Raw genomic sequence first — 17741 nt, 5'->3', positions numbered from 1 at the left:
GAAACCCGAATGAATTTACTTCAAAACCCGAACAAGCGTCGTTGGTATATTGTGGCGACGATTTTCGTCGCAATCATCTGCAACTACCTCGACCGCCAGCTGCTGTCGATCCTCAAACCCGAAATCCTGACCCATTTCGGCATCGAAGACCTCCAGTACGCGTGGATCGTCAACGTATTCCTGATCTGTTACGCCATCATGTATCCCATATCGGGCATTCTGGTGGACCGCTTCGGGTCGAAGAAGGTGATGCTGGGTGGTATCGTCGCATGGTCGTTGGCCTGCATCGGCGGCGGCCTTTCGACCAACGTCGTCGAATTCACCATCTGCCGCGGCATCCTCGGACTGGCCGAGCCGACGATCTTCGCCGGACAGATCGTGGCCGTCACGCTCTGGTTCGAGAAACGCCACCGCGCCACGGCCAACAGTCTCTGTACGGCGGGCGGTTCGCTGGGAACGGTCATCGCGCCGCTGGTCATCGCGTGGATGGCCCGGTTCCTGCCGTGGCACGACGTCTTCATCGTGGCCGGTCTGGTAGGTCTGGTGATCGCCGTGGCATGGGCGTTGATCTATAAGAATCCGCCGCAGGAGGTGCTGGCCGTCACGATGGCCCCCGACAAGGACGAAGTCGCGCGGAACAACGGCGAACAGCAGCGGGCCTTCACGTGGGGCGAGCTGTGGACGACGCGCTCGCTCTGGGGCGTGCTGCTGATCCGTCTGATCAGCGACCCCGTCTGGTATTTCTGCTGCTTCTGGCTGCCGGGATACCTGCGCAGCATGGGCGAAGCGCAGGGGCTCTCGCAGCAGGCTACGCTCGACATGATTCAGTATATCGGCGGACTGCCGTTCCTGTTCGGCGCCGTCGGCGGCATCCTCACCTCGGTCTGGTCCGACTGGCTCGTGCGCCGCGGCATGCCGGTGCTGAAGGCCCGCAAGACGATGATGATCCTCATGGCCTTCGTGGCGCCGCTGTGCATCCTCACGCCCTATGTGAGCGAGTGGCAGGCCGTGTCGTTCGATGCGCGCATCGGACTTGTGGTGGCGATCTTCAGCCTGATCGCGATCATGTGCCTGAGCTGGCTCTACACGATCTGCGTGGTCATCGCCGAGGCATTCCCCGTGAAGAACGTCGCCAGCGTGGTCGGCATCACGGCCGGCGCGGGAGCCGTGGGCGGCGCGGTGTTCAACATTTTCATCGGTTCGCTGCTGGTGACGATGGGCAACGTGCTGTTCGCCGTCATGGGCGTGATGCACCTCGTAACGGCCGTTATCCTGTGGCGCATGGTACGCCACGAAACTCCGAAAACCGTAAAATAAACCTAAAACATTGCAAATATGGCAAATCAGAAAACAACGATTACGGAACCCCAGCGGGAGATTCCGGTTCGCGCCGAGGTGGACGTGCTCGTCGTGGGCGGCGGCCCTGCGGGCATCATGGCCGCACGTGCGGCGGCAGGCAAGGGCCTGCGCGTCATGCTGATCGAAAGCCGCGGCTATCTGGGCGGCAACCTGACCATCGGTCTGCCGATTCTGGGCTACCTCGGACGCAAGGGCAACCAGATTATCAAAGGACTGCCCCAGCTCTTCATCGACCGCCTGCGTGCGCGGGGCGCCGCCGGCGAACACCGTCCCTGCAAGCTCCATGTGAGCCTGACGATCATCGACCCCGAAGAGGCGAAGACCGTGGCGCTGGAGATGCTGCAGGAGGTCGGCGTCGAAGTGCTGTTGTACGTATTCTGCGCGGACGTCGTTAAAAACGGCGATGCCGTCGAAGGCGTCGTCATCGAGAGCAAGGCGGGACGCGAGGCGATCCTCGCCAAGACGGTCATCGACTGTACGGGCGACGGCGACGTGGCCTGCCGTGCGGGCGTCGAGTGCCGCAAGGGCGATGCCGACGGCGGCATGCAGCCTCCGACGCTGATGTTCTGCATGAAGGGCGTCGATGTGCAGAAGCTGCGCGATGCGCTGGTCAGCCAGCCCGATGTCTTCGACATGGACACCATGCCCGCCGAGCAGTTCCGGACCGGAAAATTCATCACCGTCGGCCTGCGCAACCAGATCCGCAAGGCCGAAGAGGCGGGGTATAAGATTCCCGTGGCGCGTACGATCCTCATTACCGGCATCAAGGACGACGAAATCTGGGTGAACATGTCGCGCGTGAGCGGCGTCGATTCGACCAAGCCGGAAAGCTATACGCACGGCGAGGTGGAGGGCCGCAAGCAGATTTATGAACTGGAACGCTACCTGAAGAACTTCGTTCCCGGCTTCGAGAACGCATGGCGCGAGAAGGTGGCTCCCTTCATGGGCATCCGCGAAAGCCGCGTGATCGTCGGAAAATACATCCTGACGGCCGAAGATATCCTCGCCTGCCGCCGCTTCGACGACGCGGTCGCCGTGGCCAGCTATCCGGTGGATATCCACCACGCCACGGGCGGCGACTGCACGCTCCACTGGTGCGAGGACTGCTACGACATTCCCTACCGTTCGCTCGTGCCGGCCGCGGTCGAGAACCTGCTGGTTGCGGGCCGCTGCTCGTCGATGAACCACGAAGCGATGGCTTCGACGCGCGTGATGTCCACCTGCATGGCGCTGGGCGAAGCCGCCGGACGTGCGGCGCGCATCGCGCTCGAAGAGGGCGTACGCCCCTCGGCGGTCGATGTGGAGAAGGTGCGGGAAGAACTGCGCCAGACCGGTGCATACCTTCGTTGATACGGTTTGGTTAGATAATGTTTAAACCGGGTAAGCCTGCGGCGGGCCGGATTCCGCCCGCTGCAGCGCTTGCTTTTAAGACTTGAACCGATGAAGAAGAGCTTTATGCTGTGTCTGGCAGGCTGTCTTGCGGCCTGCGTTACGGCGGTCTCCGCAATTGCGGCGCGTCCGGCGTCCGGGCAGCGGACCACACGCGTCATGACCTGCAACGTCCGCATCACGGGACTGCCCGAAGATGATACCGCAGGACGCCGCTGGGAGGACCGCCGCGACGCCTGCCTGAAGGCGATCCGCATGTACAGACCCGATGTGATCTGCATGCAGGAGGTGATTTACGATTCGTATAACTATTTCAAGGAGAAATTCTCGGATTATGTCGCTTACGGATTCGCAGGTCCGGAGATGGACCCCTATACCGAGGGTTATCACTTTATCGGCAAGAACGTGATTTTCTTCAGCAAAAAGCGCTACGAGTTCGTCTCGTCGGGCTGCTACTGGCTGTCGGAAACTCCGCTTGCCGCGGGCAGCTGTTCGTGGAACACGATGCGCGCCCGTCACTGCAACTGGGTGCGCCTGCGCGACCGGAAGAGCGGTGCGGAGTTCCGCGTGCTGGACATCCACCTCGACCACAAGTCGGACGATGCGCGGCGCGAGCAGATGAAGATGATCGTCGGGGAGTGCGCGCAGTATGCCGACGGCTTCCCGCAGATCATCTGCGGCGATTTCAATTCGGGAATCGAAAATGCACCCGTCGCGTGCCTGCGCGACGCCGGGTGGCAGGAGGCGTACGAGGCCGTACACGGTCCCGGCGAAGCGGGCTTCACCTATCATGGGTTCAAAGGCCCGGATTACCGAAAAAAGAACGCGCGCCGCATCGACTTTATCTTCGTGCGCGGCAACCTGCAACCCGTTGCGGCGGAGATTCTCCGCGACAAGGTCGATGGTCTGTACCCCAGCGACCACTACTTTCTGATGTCCGATTTTATCATTCAGTAACCGAACGAAAAACAGATGAGATTTACAAAACTATTCGCGGCCGTTCTCTGCTCCCTCGCGGCGCTGGCCGCTTCGGGACAGAACCTCCGGGACGAAATAGCTGCAAATCCCGGCAAGTCCGGCGGCGTATATTATGTCTACACCTACGACAATCCCGTGCTGACGCCTGCGCCGAAGGGTTATAAGCCGTTTTATATCAGTCACTACGGCCGGCACGGTTCGCGCTGGCTGCTGCACGACAGCGAATACGACGAGGTGATGGCCGTTTTCCGGGCCGCCGACGCCGCGAATGCGTTTACCGAGCGGGGACGCGAGGTCTACGGCCGGGTGAAGCGCGTCTACGACGACGGCATCGACCGGGGCGGCGATCTTTCGCCCCTCGGCGCCGAGCAGCACCGGGAGATCGCCGCGCGCATGTACCGCAATTTCCCCGAAGTATTCCGCTCCGGCGCGGTCGTCGATGCGCAGGCGACCCTCGTGGTGCGGTGCGTGCTGAGCATGGCGGCTTTCTGCGAGCGGCTCAAGGAGCTTAATCCCCGTCTGGAGGTGTCGCGCACGGCGGGCCGCAGGACGACGCGCTACCTCAATTTCTACAGCAAGCCGACCAATCCGACGCTCAGCCGGGAGTACCTCGACTTCATCGACAAGGGCGGTTGGCAGGAGGAGTACGAGCGGATCGGGGATCGGTTCGTGCGTCCCGGCCGGCTGATGTCGGAGCTGTTCGCCGACGGGGAGTTCGTGCGGACGATCGACGCGCAGAAGCTGATGAAGGGCCTTTTCTATTTCGCCGCCGACATGCAGAACGTCGGTCTGGGGATTTCGTTTTACGACCTCTTTACCACCGACGAGCTTTACGGGCTGAACGTGTACGACAACTATAAGTATTACGTGATCCGCGGCCCTTCGCCGCTCAACAGGCGTTTTCCGCAGTATTATGCCAAGGCGCTGCTGGAGGATTTCCTCACGCGCGCCGACCGGGCCGTGGAGGGCGGCGCGGTTTCGGCCGACCTGCGGTTCGGCCACGACGGCAACCTGATGACGTTCGTGTCGCTGCTGCAGTTCGAGGGGTGCGACGTCGTGGAGAGCGATCCCGAAAAGATCGCCCAAGCGTGGCCCTTGTACAGGATTACGCCGATGGCGGCCAATATCCAGCTGGTTTTCTACCGTAAGAAAGCTGCGGACGACGTGCTGGTGAAATTCCTCTACAACGAACGCGAGGTGCGGATTCCCGTCGCAAGCGATCTGGCGCCTTACTACCGCTGGAACGACGTGCGCGACTTCTACCGGAACGTGATGGAGAACCTGCCCGATCCGGCCGCGAAATAGCCTGCGCCGTTTCGGGGCGGGACGCTCCGGGACGATATGAAAAAAGCTCTTCCATTACTGGAAGAGCTTTTTGTTTGCGGTCGGGGCCGCTTATTTCGCAAAGCCTTTGCCGATGCCGAGGAAGTCCTCCGCCTTGAGGGCTGCGCCGCCGATCAGACCGCCGTCCACGTCCTCCTTTGCGAAGATTTCCGCCGCGTTCGAGGGCTTGCACGAACCGCCGTACAGGATCGCCGTCTCTTCGGCTGCTGCGCCGAACTTCTCGGCCAGCACCTTGCGGATGTAGGCGTGGATCTCCTGCGCCTGCTCGGCCGTTGCGGTCTTGCCCGTGCCGATGGCCCAAACGGGTTCGTATGCGATCACGAGCTCCTTGTACTGCTCGGCGGTGAGGTTGTAGACGACCTCTTCGATCTGCGCCTTCACCACGTCGAAGTGCTTGCCGGCTTCACGCTCTTCGAGGTTCTCGCCCACGCAGTAGATCGGCGTCAGGCCGTTTGCGTAAGCCTGCGCCATCTTCTTGTTGAGCGTCTCGGAAGTCTCGCCGTAGTACTGGCGGCGCTCCGAGTGGCCGAGGATCACGTACTTGCAGCCCAGCGCCGCGATCATCGAAGCGGCGATCTCGCCCGTGTAGGCGCCTTTGGCTTCGGCTGCGCAGTTCTGCGCGCCGAGTGCGACGTCCGAACCCTTGAGCGCTTCGGCAACCGTCGAGAGGTGCGTAAACGGAGGGCATACGATGAAATTAACGCACGAGCATACTTCGCCGCGGCCTGCGACGATGTTCTTGGCCAGTTCTACACCTTCGGCGGGAAGCGTGTTCATCTTCCAGTTGCCGGCAACAATTTTCTTTCTCATATTCGGTTTGTTTTTATAAGTAAAATAAATTTTCCAAGCGGAATTATTCCTCGCACCATTTTTTGACCTCTTCGATCGAGGGAGCCTTCAGGCCGAGTTTGTTTTTCTTGTTGAAGCCGCACAAGTCGTTGAAAAACTTGCCCGGAGCGAGCTTTTTCAGCGCTTCGACCGTGATGTAGCCCATTTTCTGGATCACGGGCACCCACTCTTCGGGAACGCCGATCTCGGTGTATTTCTCCACCGGATCGCTCACGGCTTTCTTTTCGGGGCGCATCTGCGGGAAGAACAGCACGTCCTGAATCGAAGCCTGATCGGTCATGAACATCGTCAGACGGTCGATGCCGATGCCCATGCCCGAACACGACGGCATGCCGTATTCCAGTGCGCGCACGAAGTCCATGTCGATGAACATCGCTTCGTCGTCGCCCTTTTCGCTCAGCTGGAGTTGCTCTTGGAAGCGCTCCAGCTGGTCGATCGGGTCGTTCAGCTCGGAGTAGGCGTTGCAAAGCTCCTTGCCGTTAACGAACAGCTCGAAACGCTCCGTCAGTTCGGGGTTCGAGCGGTGACGCTTGCACAGGGGCGACATTTCGATCGGGTAGTCCGTGACGAAGGTCGGCTGGACAAGCTCCTCCTCGCAGTACTGGCCGAAGATGGCGTCGATCAGCTTGCCCTTGCCCATCGTCGCGTCGGTCTCGACGTTCAGACGCTTGCAGGCTTCGCGCAGCTGCTCCTCGCTCTGGCCGGTGATGTCGTAGCCGGTCTTTTCGCGGATGGCGTCGGTCATCGACAAGCGGCGGAACGGCGCTTTGAACGAAATCTGCTTGCCGTCGAGCGTCAGCTCCGTCGTGCCGTTTACGGCCACGGCGACTTTTTCGAGCATCTGCTCGGTGAATTCCATCATCCAGAGGTAGTCCTTGTAGGCCACGTAAATCTCCATGACGGTGAATTCGGGGTTGTGCGTGCGGTCCATGCCTTCGTTGCGGAAGTTCTTGCCGAACTCGTAGACGCCGTCGAATCCGCCGACGATCAGTTTCTTGAGGTACAGCTCGCTGGCGATGCGCAGGTACTGGTCGATGTCGAGCGCATTGTGGTGCGTGATGAACGGACGCGCCGCGGCGCCGCCCGGAATAGGCTGGAGAATCGGGGTTTCGACCTCGACGTAGCCTTTCGAGTTGAAGAACTCGCGCATGGTCGAGATGATTTTGGCGCGCTTGACAAAGACCTCGCGTACCTGCGGATTGACCGCCAGATCGACGTAACGCTGGCGGTAGCGGACTTCGGGATCGGTGAAGGCGTCGAACGTCTGGCCGTCCTTCTCCTTGACCACGGGCAGCGGGCGGATCGACTTCGAGAGCACCGTGAACTTGCGGCAGTGCACCGACAGCTCGCCCGTATTGGTATGGAACGCGAAGCCTTCGACGCCGATGAAGTCGCCGATGTCGAGCAGTTTCTTGAACACCGTGTTATACAGCGTGGGATCGCCTTCGGGGCAGATGTCGTCGCGGCGGATGTAGACCTGAATGCGGCCCGTATGGTCCTGCAATTCGAAGAACGAAGCGCTGCCCATGATGCGGCGCGTCATGATGCGGCCTGCGATGCGGACGTCCCCGTAGTTGCCCTTGGTCTCGTCGAAGTTTTCGGCGATCTCCCGCGCCGTGGCCGTCACTTCGTAACGGGCGGCGGGGTAGGGGTCGATGCCCAGCTCGCGCAGGGCTGCGAGCGACTGTCTCCGGAGCTGTTCCTGTTCACTGAGTTCGATGCTCATATCGTATGTTTTTGAATGTTTTGACTGTTAACCGTGCAAAGTTAATAAATTCTGCCGAAATACGAACCGGGCGCGGTATGGAATAAAAAGGAGCCGTATTTTTTTGCGGCTCTCCGTATTGTCCGGGGATGTGTCGTCCGGGCGAGTTGTCCGGGGGCATTGGGAAGCGTCGTCCGGGACCTGTCTTCCGGAGGGTTGTCGTCCGGGATGCGTCAGCCGGCGGCGGAATCCCGGCGGATCAGGCGGCGGTAGGCCCGCAGTGCGGCGTATCCGAGCGCGGCGCCGACCAGCGTGCCCCATACGAGGTCCATCGGGAAGTGTTTGCCGAGGTAGATGCGCGAGTAGCAGATCACCACCGAGCAGACGACCATCAGCCCCGTGAACCAGCGGCGGCGGATCGCCCCGCAGGCGAGTACGGCCAGCGCGACGATGGTCGCGGCGTGCGCCGAGACGGTGCCGTACATGCCGCTGACGGCTTCGGGCGGGACGTGGACCACCCAGTGGCGGAGGACTGCTTCGCGGCGCATGACGCGCAGCGAATCGGGCGTGATGTCCAGCCCTTCGAGCGAGGGGGTGAACATCGGGCGCGGGCGCGGTTCGAAATCAGGGAGCAGACCGCCCAGCACTCCGTTGCTCTTGAAGATGCCCGACACCATGTCCGCGAGTCCGATCGCCGCCAGCATCAGCGCCGTGAAGATCAGCATGCCGCGCCAGCCGCTGCGCCGCCATACCAGCCAGAGGATCAGGGCGTAGAGCGGGAGCCACATGGCGGTGCCCGAAACGGTGAGCATCACGCGGTCCATAGCGGTGCCGCCGTCGAAATTGAGGGCCGAGAAAAGGTCGTGGTCGAAGGTATACATGGGTCAATGGATTTGTCGTAAATGGTCGCAAGCCGTTTTGGGCGCATTGCCGGAAGCCTCTCCGGGGAGCGGGGCCGGACTTGCAGACACGGCCGGCGGCCGTGGGAGGAACATGCCGGGATGCAAGGCGGCCGTCATACGCAGTTTAAAACTGAAAGTAGATGAACGGTTGTATGTCGCTCGACTTGACCTGCATCACGCACCAGATCATCGCCGCCGCCATGACGATCTGCAGGACCAGCGGCGCGTGCGACACCAGCCGCTGCGCGAAGCGGTCCGCGCGTCCGGGCATCAGGTGGAGCAGGAAGCCTGCGGCGATCAGGGCGAAGGCGCCCGCATAGCCGGAGACGACCTGCGGGATCATCGCGGCGTTGAAGTTGTAGAAAATCTGGTGAAGCATCAGCTCGACGGTCTGCATCGACTCGGCGCGGAACATCAGCCACCCCAGACAGACGAGGTTGAACGTGAAGAAGATGCCGGCCGCGCGGCTCCACCAGTGCATCCGGTCGCCCGTGGCCTTGGCGCCCGGCACGACCGCCATCCAGAGCTTGTGCAGCGCCAGCGCCGCGCCGTGCAGCGCGCCCCAGAGGATGAAGCGGACGGCGGCGCCGTGCCACAGTCCGCCCAGCAGCATCGTGATGAGCAGGTTGCCGTAGGTGCGCAGTTTGCCTTTGCGGTTGCCGCCCAGCGAAATGTAGAGGTAGTCGCGCAGCCATGTGGAGAGCGAGATATGCCACCGCCGCCAGAATTCGGTGATGGTGGCCGACTTGTAGGGGGCGTCGAAGTTCTTGGGGAACCGGAATCCCAGCAGCAGGGCGATGCCGATGGCCATGTCCGAATAGCCTGAGAAGTCGCAGTAGATTTGCAGGGCGTAGCCGTAGATGCCCGCCAGACATTCGAAGCCCGAATAGAGCAGCGGCTCGTCGAAGATGCGGTCGACGAAGTTGAGCGAGATGTAGTCCGAAATGATCGCCTTCTTGAACAGACCCGTCAGGATCAGGAAGACGCCCGTGCCGAACATTTCGCGCGTCACGACGATGGGGTTCTGCCGGATTTGCGGGATGAAGTCCCTTGCGCGGACGATCGGCCCGGCCACCAGCTGCGGGAAGAACGAGAGGTAGAACAGGTAGTCGCACCAGTTGTCGAGCGGCTTGAGCTGACCGCGGTAAATGTCTATGGTATAGCTCATCGACTGGAAGACGAAGAACGAGATGCCGACGGGCAGGAAGATGTTCTGGAACTGCATGAATCCCTGCCCGAACATCTGGTTGGCGATGTCGATCAGGAAGTTGGTGTACTTGAAGTAGGCCAGCATGCCGAGGTTGACCGCCACGCTCAGCACCACGAGCCACCGCTTTGCCCGCGTCGAGCGGGCGGCATGGATGCCCTTGGCGATCCAGTAGTCGCTCGTCGCGGCGAAGATCAGCAGCAGGAAGTAGATGCCGCTCGACTTGTAGTAGAAGTAGAGCGAAAAGAGGATGACGTAGACGATCCGGGCCATCGGGGCGCGGCGGAACATGCTGTAGACGAGCATGAATCCGGCGAACAGAAACAGGAACAGCCCGCTGCTGAAGATCAGCGGCGACGAGGCGTCGTAGGTGAGCAGCGCCTGCAGCTTTTCCGGGATGCCGTCCAATGCGGGGAGTGTCATTTCAGCGGTGCGTTGAGGGTTTCCGGCGGAATGCCGGGGATCAGGTCGCGTTCGATCCGCCGGCGCCGCAGGCTGTCGAGCACGGCCTGCTCGGCCTGCCGGCGGATGCGTGCGGCTTCCGCTTCCGTATAGGCCCGGAACGCCCCGGCGTTGAGGGCGTCGAAGAGCGACCACGCCACGCGCCGGCCGCCGGCGTAGTTGATGTGCGTGAAGTCCTTGCCGGCCCAGCCGTTGGCGACGAACTGCTCCATGCCGCCCAGCGAACGCATGGCGTCGCAGGTGGGCCAGAAGGCCGCTCCGGTGTTTTCGGCGGCGCCCCGCTGGTAGCCGAGCATGTGGGGAATGGCGTCCATCGGTTCGAAACCGGCGTCGGTCTTCACCGAACGGTCGCTGACGCCCAGCACCAGCACGGCGGCGGTCGGGAAGCACTGGCGGACGTAAGCCACCATCTTCTCGATCTGGCCGGCGTAGTTGGTGTAGTTGCTCACGCCCGTCTGCATGATGTTGAGTCCGTATTGCAGGATCACGAGGTCGTACCCCAGCAGGTCGTTCATCTGCGCATTGACCGACGGGTTGGTCCAGAACATCGCCTGCCCGTTGTTGCTGCGCACCGAGTAGTTGTCCACCACCACGCCGTCGGCTTCGAACACTGCGCCGTAGCCGATGAATCCCTCGTTGCCGGAGAGCACCTTGAACGAGAGCGAGCGGACGTGGGGAGCCGTGACGGCGATCTGGCGTATGTTCGGGGCGCCTTCGACCGTGAATTCACGGCGCAGCGAGTCGTTGAGCGTCAGCTCCACGCGGCTTTCGCCGGGGCTGATGAAGAAGACCCGCGCCGCGGTGCAGCTGTCGAGCCGCTTGCGGTAGTCGCTGTTTTCCCAGCGGGTCGAAGCTCCGGCCGCAGGCTGGCAGACCCAGCCCGAAACGTAGAAGTTCTCGCGCAGGTTCTGCGGCGCGGCCTTGCGCTGCATGATGTTGTAGGAGGTCCAGCCTTTCGACTGGGTTTTGATCGTGCGGCGGAACGCCGTCAGGGGCGAGGCCATCGGCGCGAAGCCCGCGCCTCCGCCGCCGTAAGCCTGCTGGAGCCTTTCACGCAGGTCGGCCGTGAGGATGTCGCCTTCGATGAACGAGTCGCCCAGCACGGCGATGCGCACCGGACGCCGGGCGCAGAGCAGCGTGTCGTAGAAAGCCCGCAGACGGCTCGAATCGGGCGTGCCGAAATCCTCGATCTCCACCAGCGTCGGGTTCAGCCGGGCGCTGTCGGGAACGACCGGCATGCGCCGGACGCTGTCCGGGGCGAGCGTCCATTCGAAGGTGATCTGTACGGGGCGCGGTGCGGAATCGGCTTCGATCCGCTCCGCTTCGATCCGTTCGGCGACCTGCTCCATATCGACGTGGAAATCCTCCTCGTCGAAGAGCGCAGGCTCCTCGGCCGCGGCGACCGCGTCATCGAACGCCACGAGGTCCGAGAGAATATTGGCCCGGCGGAGTTTTACGCCGCCCAGACTCTGAGGGGGGATGAAACTGACGGCCGTCAGCACTGCGATCAGCGCCAGCGCCGCGATCCATCCCCGGTGGATGCAGTCTTTTTCGGGGGTGTTCATCCGGGAATCAGTCGCGCCGTCCGAGGATTACGAAGACCCAGTAGAGAACCGACGCGACGGCGCTCAGTGCGGCTACGAGATAGGTGCGTGCGGCCCAGCCCAGCGCCTCTTTCGCCTGAGCGAGCTGCGCTCCCTGCATCGTGCGGCTGACCTGCAGCCACTCCAGCGCGCGGGCCGAGGCGTTGTACTCCACGGGAAGCGTGACCAGCGAGAAGATCGCCGACATGGCGATCATGCCTACGCCGATCCAGCACAGCAGGGCGTTCTGTGTGGTGGTCATGAGCACCAGTCCGAGGATGATGACCCATGTGGCGGCCGTCGAGGAGAACTGCACGACGGGCACCAGCTGCGAGCGGAGCGTCAGCGGCGCGTAGCCTTGTGCGTGCTGCACGGCGTGCCCGCACTCGTGGGCGGCGACGGCGGCCGCGGCGACGCTGGTCGAAGAGTAGACGCTGTCGCTCAGGTTGACGGTCATCGTCTGCGGGTTGAAGTGGTCGGTCAGGTGTCCGCTGACATGCGTCACCTTGACGTTGTGGATGTGGTTGTCGCGCAGCATCTTTTCGGCCACCTCGGCGCCCGTCAGCCCGCCGGGGAACTGGACTTTGGAGTATTTGCGGAACACCGACTGCAGGCGCGCCTGCACGGCGTAACCGGCGATGCCGATCACGATGATCAGTATGTACATTCCGATCATGGCTGCGGAGTAGTGGATTCCCTGAGAACCCGAATCCGCGTAATATCCCGACTGAAGCAGGGTCAAAAGCATGTGTGTCATAGTCTAACGGTTTTTTCTGTATGTGTAGTAAGCGCCCGCCTGCTGGGAGGGCATCAGTACCATTTCATTAACGTTCATATGGGCCGGTAATTGTGCGGCCCATGCGATCGCTTCGGCGATGTCGTCGCCCGTAAGCGGGGTGACGCCGTCGTAAACCCGGTCGGCGCGCTCCTTGTCGCCGTGGAAGCGCACCTCGGAAAATTCGGTCTCGACCATGCCGGGGCGGATCTCCGTCACCTTGATTCCGCTTGACAGCAGGTCGGCGCGCATGGACTGCGAAATGGCGTGCACGGCGTGTTTTGAGGCGCAGTAGACCGCGCCGTTTTCGTAGGCTTCGGTGCCGGCGATCGAGCCGATGTTGAACACGTGGCCGCCGCCCGCGGCGACCATTTTGGGCGTGACGACCCGCGTGACGTAGAGCAGTCCCTTGACGTTGGTGTCGATCATGGCGTCCCAGTCGGCCGTGTCGCCTTGGTCGATGTGTTCCAGCCCGGCCGCCAGTCCGGCGTTGTTGATGAGCAGGTCCACCCGTTCGAGGGGGCTCAGGAATTTGCGGACCTCCGCTTCGCTGCGCACGTCGAAGACGAGCGCGGTGCAACGACCGCCCGCCGCTTCGATTTCGCGGCGGAGCGTTTCGAGCCGTTCGGCGCGGCGTCCCGTCGCCGTTATGTCGTATCCTTCGGCCGCGAGCCGGAGCGCCGTGGCGCGTCCGATGCCCGATGTGGCTCCCGTGATCAGTGCCTGTTTTTTCATAAAGTGGGTTTATGATGGGCAAAAATACGAAATTATTGTGTTACTTTGCATAAATTTTCCAGCAAATTAAGCAGCCGTGAATCTCGCCTTTTTCATCGCCCGCCGGACGGCGCAGCGCACCCCGGAGAACAAACCCGGTGTGATGGAGCGTATCGCCGTGATTTCCGTGGCGTTGAGCGTCGCGGTGATGCTGCTGGCGATGGCCGTGATCATGGGCTTCAAGCAGGAGGTGTCCCGCAAGGTGGCCGCCTTTTCGGGACATGCCGTGGTGAACGGCGTGCGGGGCGTGGGGACGCTCGATTCGGACCCCGTGCGCCGCAGTGCCCGCGCCGAGGAGCTGATCCGCACCACCGAAGGATTCGTGTCGCTGGCCCCCTATGCCGTCAAGGGCGGTATCGTCCGTACGGCGGATGCCGTGCAGGGGGTGATGCTCAAGGGCGTGGACGGGGATTACGACTGGTCGTCGTTCGGCCAGTGGCTGGTGGAGGGCGAGCTGCCCCGTGTGGGCGATTCGGTGCGTACGAAAGATATACTGCTGTCGCGCGGCATGGCCGAGAAACTGATGCTCGGCGTGGGCGACAAGGTCGAAATGCTCTTCGTCGAGACCGGAGACAGGCCCCGGCGCGACCGTTTCAAGGTGGCGGGAATCTACTCGTCGGGAATGGACGAAATGGACGACGCGGTGATCATGACCGACCTGCGCAACGTGCAGCGGCTGGCGGACTGGTCGGACGGCGAGATATCGGGCTACGAGATTTTCACCTCGGACTTGGCCGGAGCCGACGATTTCGCCCGCAGGCTCGGACGGACCCTGCTCTACGACGATGCCGACGATACGGCGAACCTCGCCGTGAGTAGCGTGACGGAGCTTTATCCCAATATTTTCGACTGGCTGAAGGCCCATGACGTGAATGCCGCGGTGATTATCGGCATCATGCTCGTGGTGGCGTTTTTCAACATGACTTCGGCGCTGCTGATCCTCGTGCTGGAACGTACGCGGATGATCGGCCTGCTGAAGGCGTTCGGCATGCGCAACGCTACGCTGCGGGAGGTGTTTCTTTGGCGGGCGGCGTTCGTCACGCTGCGCGGACTGGCATGGGGCAACGCCGCGGGGCTGGCCGTGTGTCTCGTGCAGAAATATTTCCATGTCGTGAAACTCAGCTCCGAGGGCTACCTGCTCTCCGAAGTGCCCGTCGCGCTGGGGTGGGGCTGGTGGCTGGCGCTCAACGCCGGCGTCGTGGCGGCGATCGTCGCGCTGCTCGTGGTGCCGGCCTGCATAGTATCTACCGTAAAACCCGACGAATCGATCCGATACGAATGAAACCGTACAATACCGAACAGACCAAGAAAGAGGAGGTCCGCGAGATGTTCGACAACATCGCGCCGAAGTACGACCTGCTGAACCATACGCTCTCGATGAGCATCGACCGCATCTGGCGCCGCCGTGTGGTGCGCATCGTGCGCCGCTGCCGTCCGCACCGGATACTTGACGTAGCGACCGGCACGGGCGATCTGGCGATCGAGATGGCGCGCCGCATCCGCGGCGTGCAGGTGCTGGGCGTGGATCTTTCGGAGGGGATGCTCGACGTGGCGCGCCGCAAGGTGACGGCGCGGGGGCTCGACGGGCGCGTCGTGCTCGACGCGGGGGACGCCGAACACCTGCATGTGGCCGACGCATCGGTGGATGTGGCGACGGTGGCTTTCGGCGTGCGCAACTTCGGGGATCTGGATGCGGGGCTGCGCGAAATGGCCCGCACGATAAAGCCGGGCGGCAAGGTCGTTGTACTGGAGTTCTCGCGGCCCCGCAACCGGCTGTTCAGGGCGTTGTACGAATTCTATACCTATAAGATACTGCCCCGCATCGGCGGCATGGTGTCGAAGGACAAGCGGGCTTACGAATACCTCCCGGCGTCGGTCGGGGAGTTTCCGGCGCCGAAGGAGTTCATGGCGATGATGGAGCGCGCGGGGTTCAGGGAGTGCCGCGCCCGGAGCCAGAGTTTCGGGATCGCGCAGATTTACACCGGACAAAAGTGACGATGAACGCAAAACGCATACGACCGGGCAGTGCGCCCTCGGATAACCGCTTCTGCCGCCGGATTCGCTCTTCGGAAGAGGACGCTTCGGCGGGTCAGGCCCGTTCCTGTTCCGCTGCGGCGGGCGGGGGCGCGTCGGGGAGTCCGCTTTGTCGCCGGTCCGGGGCTGCGGGTGGCGTTTCGGGCTGCGGCCGGACTTTGGGGCGCATGCTGTTCTGCATACTGCTGCTGGGGGTCGTATTGCCGTTGGGCTCCTGCCGCCGGATGGCCGAGAAGGCGCAGCGAAACATCCGGCTCGAAGCGGTCGAGAAGGCCCGGCGGCAGGGGTTGTCGGGGGCCGAGATCGTATTGCGCGTAAAGAACGGCACGGGGCACAAGTTGAAACTGGAGAAGGCGTCGCTCACCGTTTACTATGCGGGAGGAGTCGTGACGAAGGTCGCTCTGCGCGAGCCGGCCGAGGCGCCCCGTCGTGCGACGGCGAGCGTCACGACGCTGTGGCGGATCCGGACTTCCGACCCGATGGCGCTCCATGTGATGACCAAGAAGATCCGGGAGGACGATATTTCGAAGATCGGCGTCTCGTTCGCCGTCGAGGGGCGCGGCGGTCCCGCGCGCGTAAAAATTTCGCGGGAGATGATGCCGTTGTCGGAATTTTTGAATATCTTTGGGCTGTCGTTGAACGACGTGAAAAACTATCTGGAAGAGTAATGCGCAGATCGCTGACCATCCTGCTGATTCTTTTTGCCGCCGCGGCTTACACGCCCCTGCGCGCGCAGTCGTTGGATGCGTTCAAGGAACGGCTGGCCGCTCCCGTGGCGTCGGACGCCGCATTCGGCACGGCAAAGGTCGCCGTCACGGAGTGCGGGGATGCGGCGCGGGCCGTGAATGAAGCTTCGCGGGCGGGCGCCCGCCTGCGTTTCCCCGGTTACCGGGTCTGCATCTTCTTCGACAACGGTCAGGACGCCCGTGCCGGGGCCATCGCCGCCAAGCAGCTTTTCGAAGAGAACTATCCGGGAATCAAGGTTTACATGGTCTATGAGAATCCCTACTTCAAGGTCGCGGTCGGGGACTGCCTCACCACGGAAGAGGCCATCATTCTCAAGGGCAGGGTGTCGTCTGCTTTCCCCAAGGCTTTCGTCAAGAACGAAACCCTCTCCATTGCCGACCTTTTGAACTGAAAAACTTCCCTTTTCGAAAATTTTTTAGTTTTTTATTTGCATTTATCCTGCTAATATCTAACTTTGCGGCGTTACAGAAAAACTAATAATTAAACATTTGACGTTATGAAAAAGATTTTCTCTTTTGTCGTCGTTATGGCTGCCGTCGCAATGGTAAGCTGCTGCGGTAATTCGAACAAAAAGGCTGCCGAAGGCGAAGCTGCCGCCGCTGCCGCTACGACCGAAGCCGCTGCCTGCACGGAGTGCACCGAGAAGTGCGACTCGACGGAGGCTTGCTGCGCCGAGAAGTGCGATTCGACCAAAGACTGCGCCGAGAAAGCCGAGGGCGAGTGCTGCAACAAATAGTTCTTGTCAGGCATGAGAGTGAAGGAGATTCGAAAGAATCCCCTTTTTTTGTGTCCGTATTTCCGGTCGCGGGGGCGGTGCGGAGTTCTCCGGCGCGGAATGTGCGGCGTATCGCTAAAAAAATATATCTTTGCGAAAACTCTTTTACGATGAAAGTACTGCTGATAAACGGAAGCCCCCATCGCGAGGGAAACACTTTTATAGCCCTTTCCGAGGTCGCACGGACCTTGGAGTCGGAGGGCGTGCAGGCCGAGATCGTCCATATCGGGACCAAGGCCGTGCAGGGATGTATCGCCTGCGGAAAATGCGCCGAGCTGGGGCATTGCGTCTTTTCGGACGCGCTCTATACGACGGTGCGGGAGAAACTCGCCGATGCCGACGGAATCGTCGTCGGCTCGCCGGTCTACTATGCCGGTCCCAACGGGTCGCTCTGCGCCCTGCTCGACCGTGTGTTCTATTCCTGCGGGAAATATCTCGCCTACAAGCCCGGCGCAGCAGTCGCCGTATGCCGCCGGGGCGGGGCGAGCGCGACGTTCGACCGGCTGAACAAATACTTTACGATTATGAACATGCCGGTCGTTCCGTCGCAGTATTGGAACAGCGTTCACGGACGTCTGCCGGGCGAAGCCCGCGAGGACGCCGAAGGGCTGCAGACGATGCGCGTGCTGGCCCGCAACATGGCCCGCCTGCTGAAGGCGGGCGTCGGTCCGGCGCTGGCGCCCGAAGCCGAGGAGCGGCAGTGGACGCATTTTATCCGGTAGCGGAGCGCGGCCGGACGCGGTGCGCCGGATTGAGTGCGGCGCGGATATGTACGAAGGGAGCTTGGCTCCTTTTTTTGTCGCACGGACTTCGTCCGGGGTGCTTCCGCTCTATTGTCCACGCATACAGCGGGGTGCG

The 17741-nt window shown here is 62.0% G+C and carries 17 protein-coding genes; 10 read left to right on the top strand and 7 right to left on the bottom strand.

The features are described from left to right. Positions 1-9 precede the first annotated feature (9 nt). From ACESTR_RS00575 to ACESTR_RS00560, 4 genes are all read left to right on the top strand, one after another. A complete protein-coding gene (locus tag ACESTR_RS00575; RefSeq protein WP_278974436.1) occupies positions 10-1317 on the top strand; it encodes an MFS transporter in 1308 nt (435 codons plus the stop codon). A gap of 18 nt (positions 1318-1335) precedes the next feature. Then, complete coding sequence (locus ACESTR_RS00570; protein ID WP_014775501.1) at positions 1336-2709, top strand: FAD-dependent oxidoreductase; 1374 nt, start codon at positions 1336-1338, stop codon at positions 2707-2709. Between the two features lie 90 nt (positions 2710-2799). Further along, positions 2800-3705, top strand: a complete 906-nt coding sequence (locus ACESTR_RS00565) for an endonuclease/exonuclease/phosphatase family protein (RefSeq protein ID WP_227042328.1) — start codon at positions 2800-2802, stop codon at positions 3703-3705. 15 nt (positions 3706-3720) lie between these two features. Then, the gene (locus ACESTR_RS00560; RefSeq protein ID WP_014775503.1) at positions 3721-5031 is read left to right on the top strand and encodes a histidine phosphatase family protein; all 1311 of its coding nucleotides are present in this window, start codon (positions 3721-3723) and stop codon (positions 5029-5031) included. 90 nt (positions 5032-5121) lie between these two features. Here the strand turns inward: ACESTR_RS00560 and tpiA are convergent, their stop codons facing one another. From tpiA to ACESTR_RS00525, 7 genes are all read right to left on the bottom strand, one after another. Next, complete coding sequence (gene tpiA / locus ACESTR_RS00555; protein ID WP_014775504.1) at positions 5122-5880, bottom strand: triose-phosphate isomerase; 759 nt, start codon at positions 5878-5880, stop codon at positions 5122-5124. Between the two features lie 43 nt (positions 5881-5923). After that, entirely contained in the window at positions 5924-7645 is a 1722-nt protein-coding gene (gene lysS, locus ACESTR_RS00550; RefSeq protein WP_014775505.1) for a lysine--tRNA ligase, read from the bottom strand. Between the two features lie 212 nt (positions 7646-7857). Continuing rightward, entirely contained in the window at positions 7858-8505 is a 648-nt protein-coding gene (locus tag ACESTR_RS00545; protein ID WP_302576529.1) for a phosphatase PAP2 family protein, read from the bottom strand. 145 nt (positions 8506-8650) lie between these two features. Then, the gene (locus ACESTR_RS00540) at positions 8651-10156 is read right to left on the bottom strand and encodes an MBOAT family O-acyltransferase (protein ID WP_014775507.1); all 1506 of its coding nucleotides are present in this window, start codon (positions 10154-10156) and stop codon (positions 8651-8653) included. Then, positions 10153-11760, bottom strand: a complete 1608-nt coding sequence (locus ACESTR_RS00535; RefSeq protein ID WP_373178674.1) for a hypothetical protein — start codon at positions 11758-11760, stop codon at positions 10153-10155. Before ACESTR_RS00535 ends, ACESTR_RS00540 begins: the two co-directional genes overlap by 4 nt. A 7-nt stretch (positions 11761-11767) precedes the next feature. After that, complete coding sequence (locus ACESTR_RS00530; protein ID WP_009597197.1) at positions 11768-12535, bottom strand: zinc metallopeptidase; 768 nt, start codon at positions 12533-12535, stop codon at positions 11768-11770. A gap of 3 nt (positions 12536-12538) precedes the next feature. Beyond that, positions 12539-13288 carry an SDR family NAD(P)-dependent oxidoreductase gene (locus ACESTR_RS00525; RefSeq protein ID WP_009597204.1) on the bottom strand — a complete coding sequence of 250 codons (750 nt, stop codon included), beginning with the start codon at positions 13286-13288 and terminating at the stop codon, positions 12539-12541. A gap of 76 nt (positions 13289-13364) precedes the next feature. On the opposite strand from ACESTR_RS00525, the gene ACESTR_RS00520 reads away from it, so the two are divergent. From ACESTR_RS00520 to ACESTR_RS00495, 6 genes are all read left to right on the top strand, one after another. Next, positions 13365-14609: an ABC transporter permease gene (locus tag ACESTR_RS00520; RefSeq protein ID WP_014775509.1), complete on the top strand. Its 1245-nt coding sequence runs from the start codon at positions 13365-13367 to the stop codon at positions 14607-14609. Then, positions 14606-15322 carry a bifunctional demethylmenaquinone methyltransferase/2-methoxy-6-polyprenyl-1,4-benzoquinol methylase UbiE gene (gene ubiE, locus ACESTR_RS00515; protein ID WP_009597205.1) on the top strand — a complete coding sequence of 239 codons (717 nt, stop codon included), beginning with the start codon at positions 14606-14608 and terminating at the stop codon, positions 15320-15322. The genes ACESTR_RS00520 and ubiE overlap by 4 nt, the downstream gene beginning before the upstream one ends. A 2-nt stretch (positions 15323-15324) precedes the next feature. Then, positions 15325-16029: a hypothetical protein gene (locus tag ACESTR_RS00510; RefSeq protein WP_130063026.1), complete on the top strand. Its 705-nt coding sequence runs from the start codon at positions 15325-15327 to the stop codon at positions 16027-16029. Next, positions 16029-16499, top strand: coding sequence for a hypothetical protein (locus ACESTR_RS00505; protein WP_022044145.1), 471 nt, complete (start codon positions 16029-16031; stop codon positions 16497-16499). The genes ACESTR_RS00510 and ACESTR_RS00505 overlap by 1 nt, the downstream gene beginning before the upstream one ends. Before the next feature lie 105 nt (positions 16500-16604). Continuing rightward, the gene (locus ACESTR_RS00500; protein WP_009597244.1) at positions 16605-16844 is read left to right on the top strand and encodes a hypothetical protein; all 240 of its coding nucleotides are present in this window, start codon (positions 16605-16607) and stop codon (positions 16842-16844) included. Between the two features lie 149 nt (positions 16845-16993). Next, positions 16994-17605 (top strand): flavodoxin family protein, encoded by a 612-nt coding sequence (locus ACESTR_RS00495; RefSeq protein ID WP_195291310.1) that lies wholly within the window; start codon positions 16994-16996, stop codon positions 17603-17605. The last annotated feature ends 136 nt before the right edge of the window (positions 17606-17741 follow it).

This window comes from Alistipes sp. DJF_B185, from assembly GCF_964250025.1.
Lineage (GTDB): Bacteria > Bacteroidota > Bacteroidia > Bacteroidales > Rikenellaceae > Alistipes > Alistipes finegoldii.
This window is presented reverse-complemented; position numbering and strand designations above follow the sequence as displayed.

What these genes read in the sequence shown, in the direction of transcription:
- ACESTR_RS00575 (WP_278974436.1), top strand. Translation starts at nt 10, where the DNA reads ATGAATTTACTTCAAAACCCGAACAAGCGTCGTTGGTATATTGTGGCG.
- ACESTR_RS00570 (WP_014775501.1), top strand. Translation starts at nt 1,336, where the DNA reads ATGGCAAATCAGAAAACAACGATTACGGAACCCCAGCGGGAGATTCCG.
- ACESTR_RS00565 (WP_227042328.1), top strand. Translation starts at nt 2,800, where the DNA reads ATGAAGAAGAGCTTTATGCTGTGTCTGGCAGGCTGTCTTGCGGCCTGC.
- ACESTR_RS00560 (WP_014775503.1), top strand. Translation starts at nt 3,721, where the DNA reads ATGAGATTTACAAAACTATTCGCGGCCGTTCTCTGCTCCCTCGCGGCG.
- tpiA (WP_014775504.1), bottom strand. Translation starts at nt 5,880, where the DNA reads ATGAGAAAGAAAATTGTTGCCGGCAACTGGAAGATGAACACGCTTCCC.
- lysS (WP_014775505.1), bottom strand. Translation starts at nt 7,645, where the DNA reads ATGAGCATCGAACTCAGTGAACAGGAACAGCTCCGGAGACAGTCGCTC.
- ACESTR_RS00545 (WP_302576529.1), bottom strand. Translation starts at nt 8,505, where the DNA reads ATGTATACCTTCGACCACGACCTTTTCTCGGCCCTCAATTTCGACGGC.
- ACESTR_RS00540 (WP_014775507.1), bottom strand. Translation starts at nt 10,156, where the DNA reads ATGACACTCCCCGCATTGGACGGCATCCCGGAAAAGCTGCAGGCGCTG.
- ACESTR_RS00535 (WP_373178674.1), bottom strand. Translation starts at nt 11,760, where the DNA reads ATGAACACCCCCGAAAAAGACTGCATCCACCGGGGATGGATCGCGGCG.
- ACESTR_RS00530 (WP_009597197.1), bottom strand. Translation starts at nt 12,535, where the DNA reads ATGACACACATGCTTTTGACCCTGCTTCAGTCGGGATATTACGCGGAT.
- ACESTR_RS00525 (WP_009597204.1), bottom strand. Translation starts at nt 13,288, where the DNA reads ATGAAAAAACAGGCACTGATCACGGGAGCCACATCGGGCATCGGACGC.
- ubiE (WP_009597205.1), top strand. Translation starts at nt 14,606, where the DNA reads ATGAAACCGTACAATACCGAACAGACCAAGAAAGAGGAGGTCCGCGAG.
- ACESTR_RS00510 (WP_130063026.1), top strand. Translation starts at nt 15,325, where the DNA reads ATGAACGCAAAACGCATACGACCGGGCAGTGCGCCCTCGGATAACCGC.
- ACESTR_RS00505 (WP_022044145.1), top strand. Translation starts at nt 16,029, where the DNA reads ATGCGCAGATCGCTGACCATCCTGCTGATTCTTTTTGCCGCCGCGGCT.
- ACESTR_RS00500 (WP_009597244.1), top strand. Translation starts at nt 16,605, where the DNA reads ATGAAAAAGATTTTCTCTTTTGTCGTCGTTATGGCTGCCGTCGCAATG.
- ACESTR_RS00495 (WP_195291310.1), top strand. Translation starts at nt 16,994, where the DNA reads ATGAAAGTACTGCTGATAAACGGAAGCCCCCATCGCGAGGGAAACACT.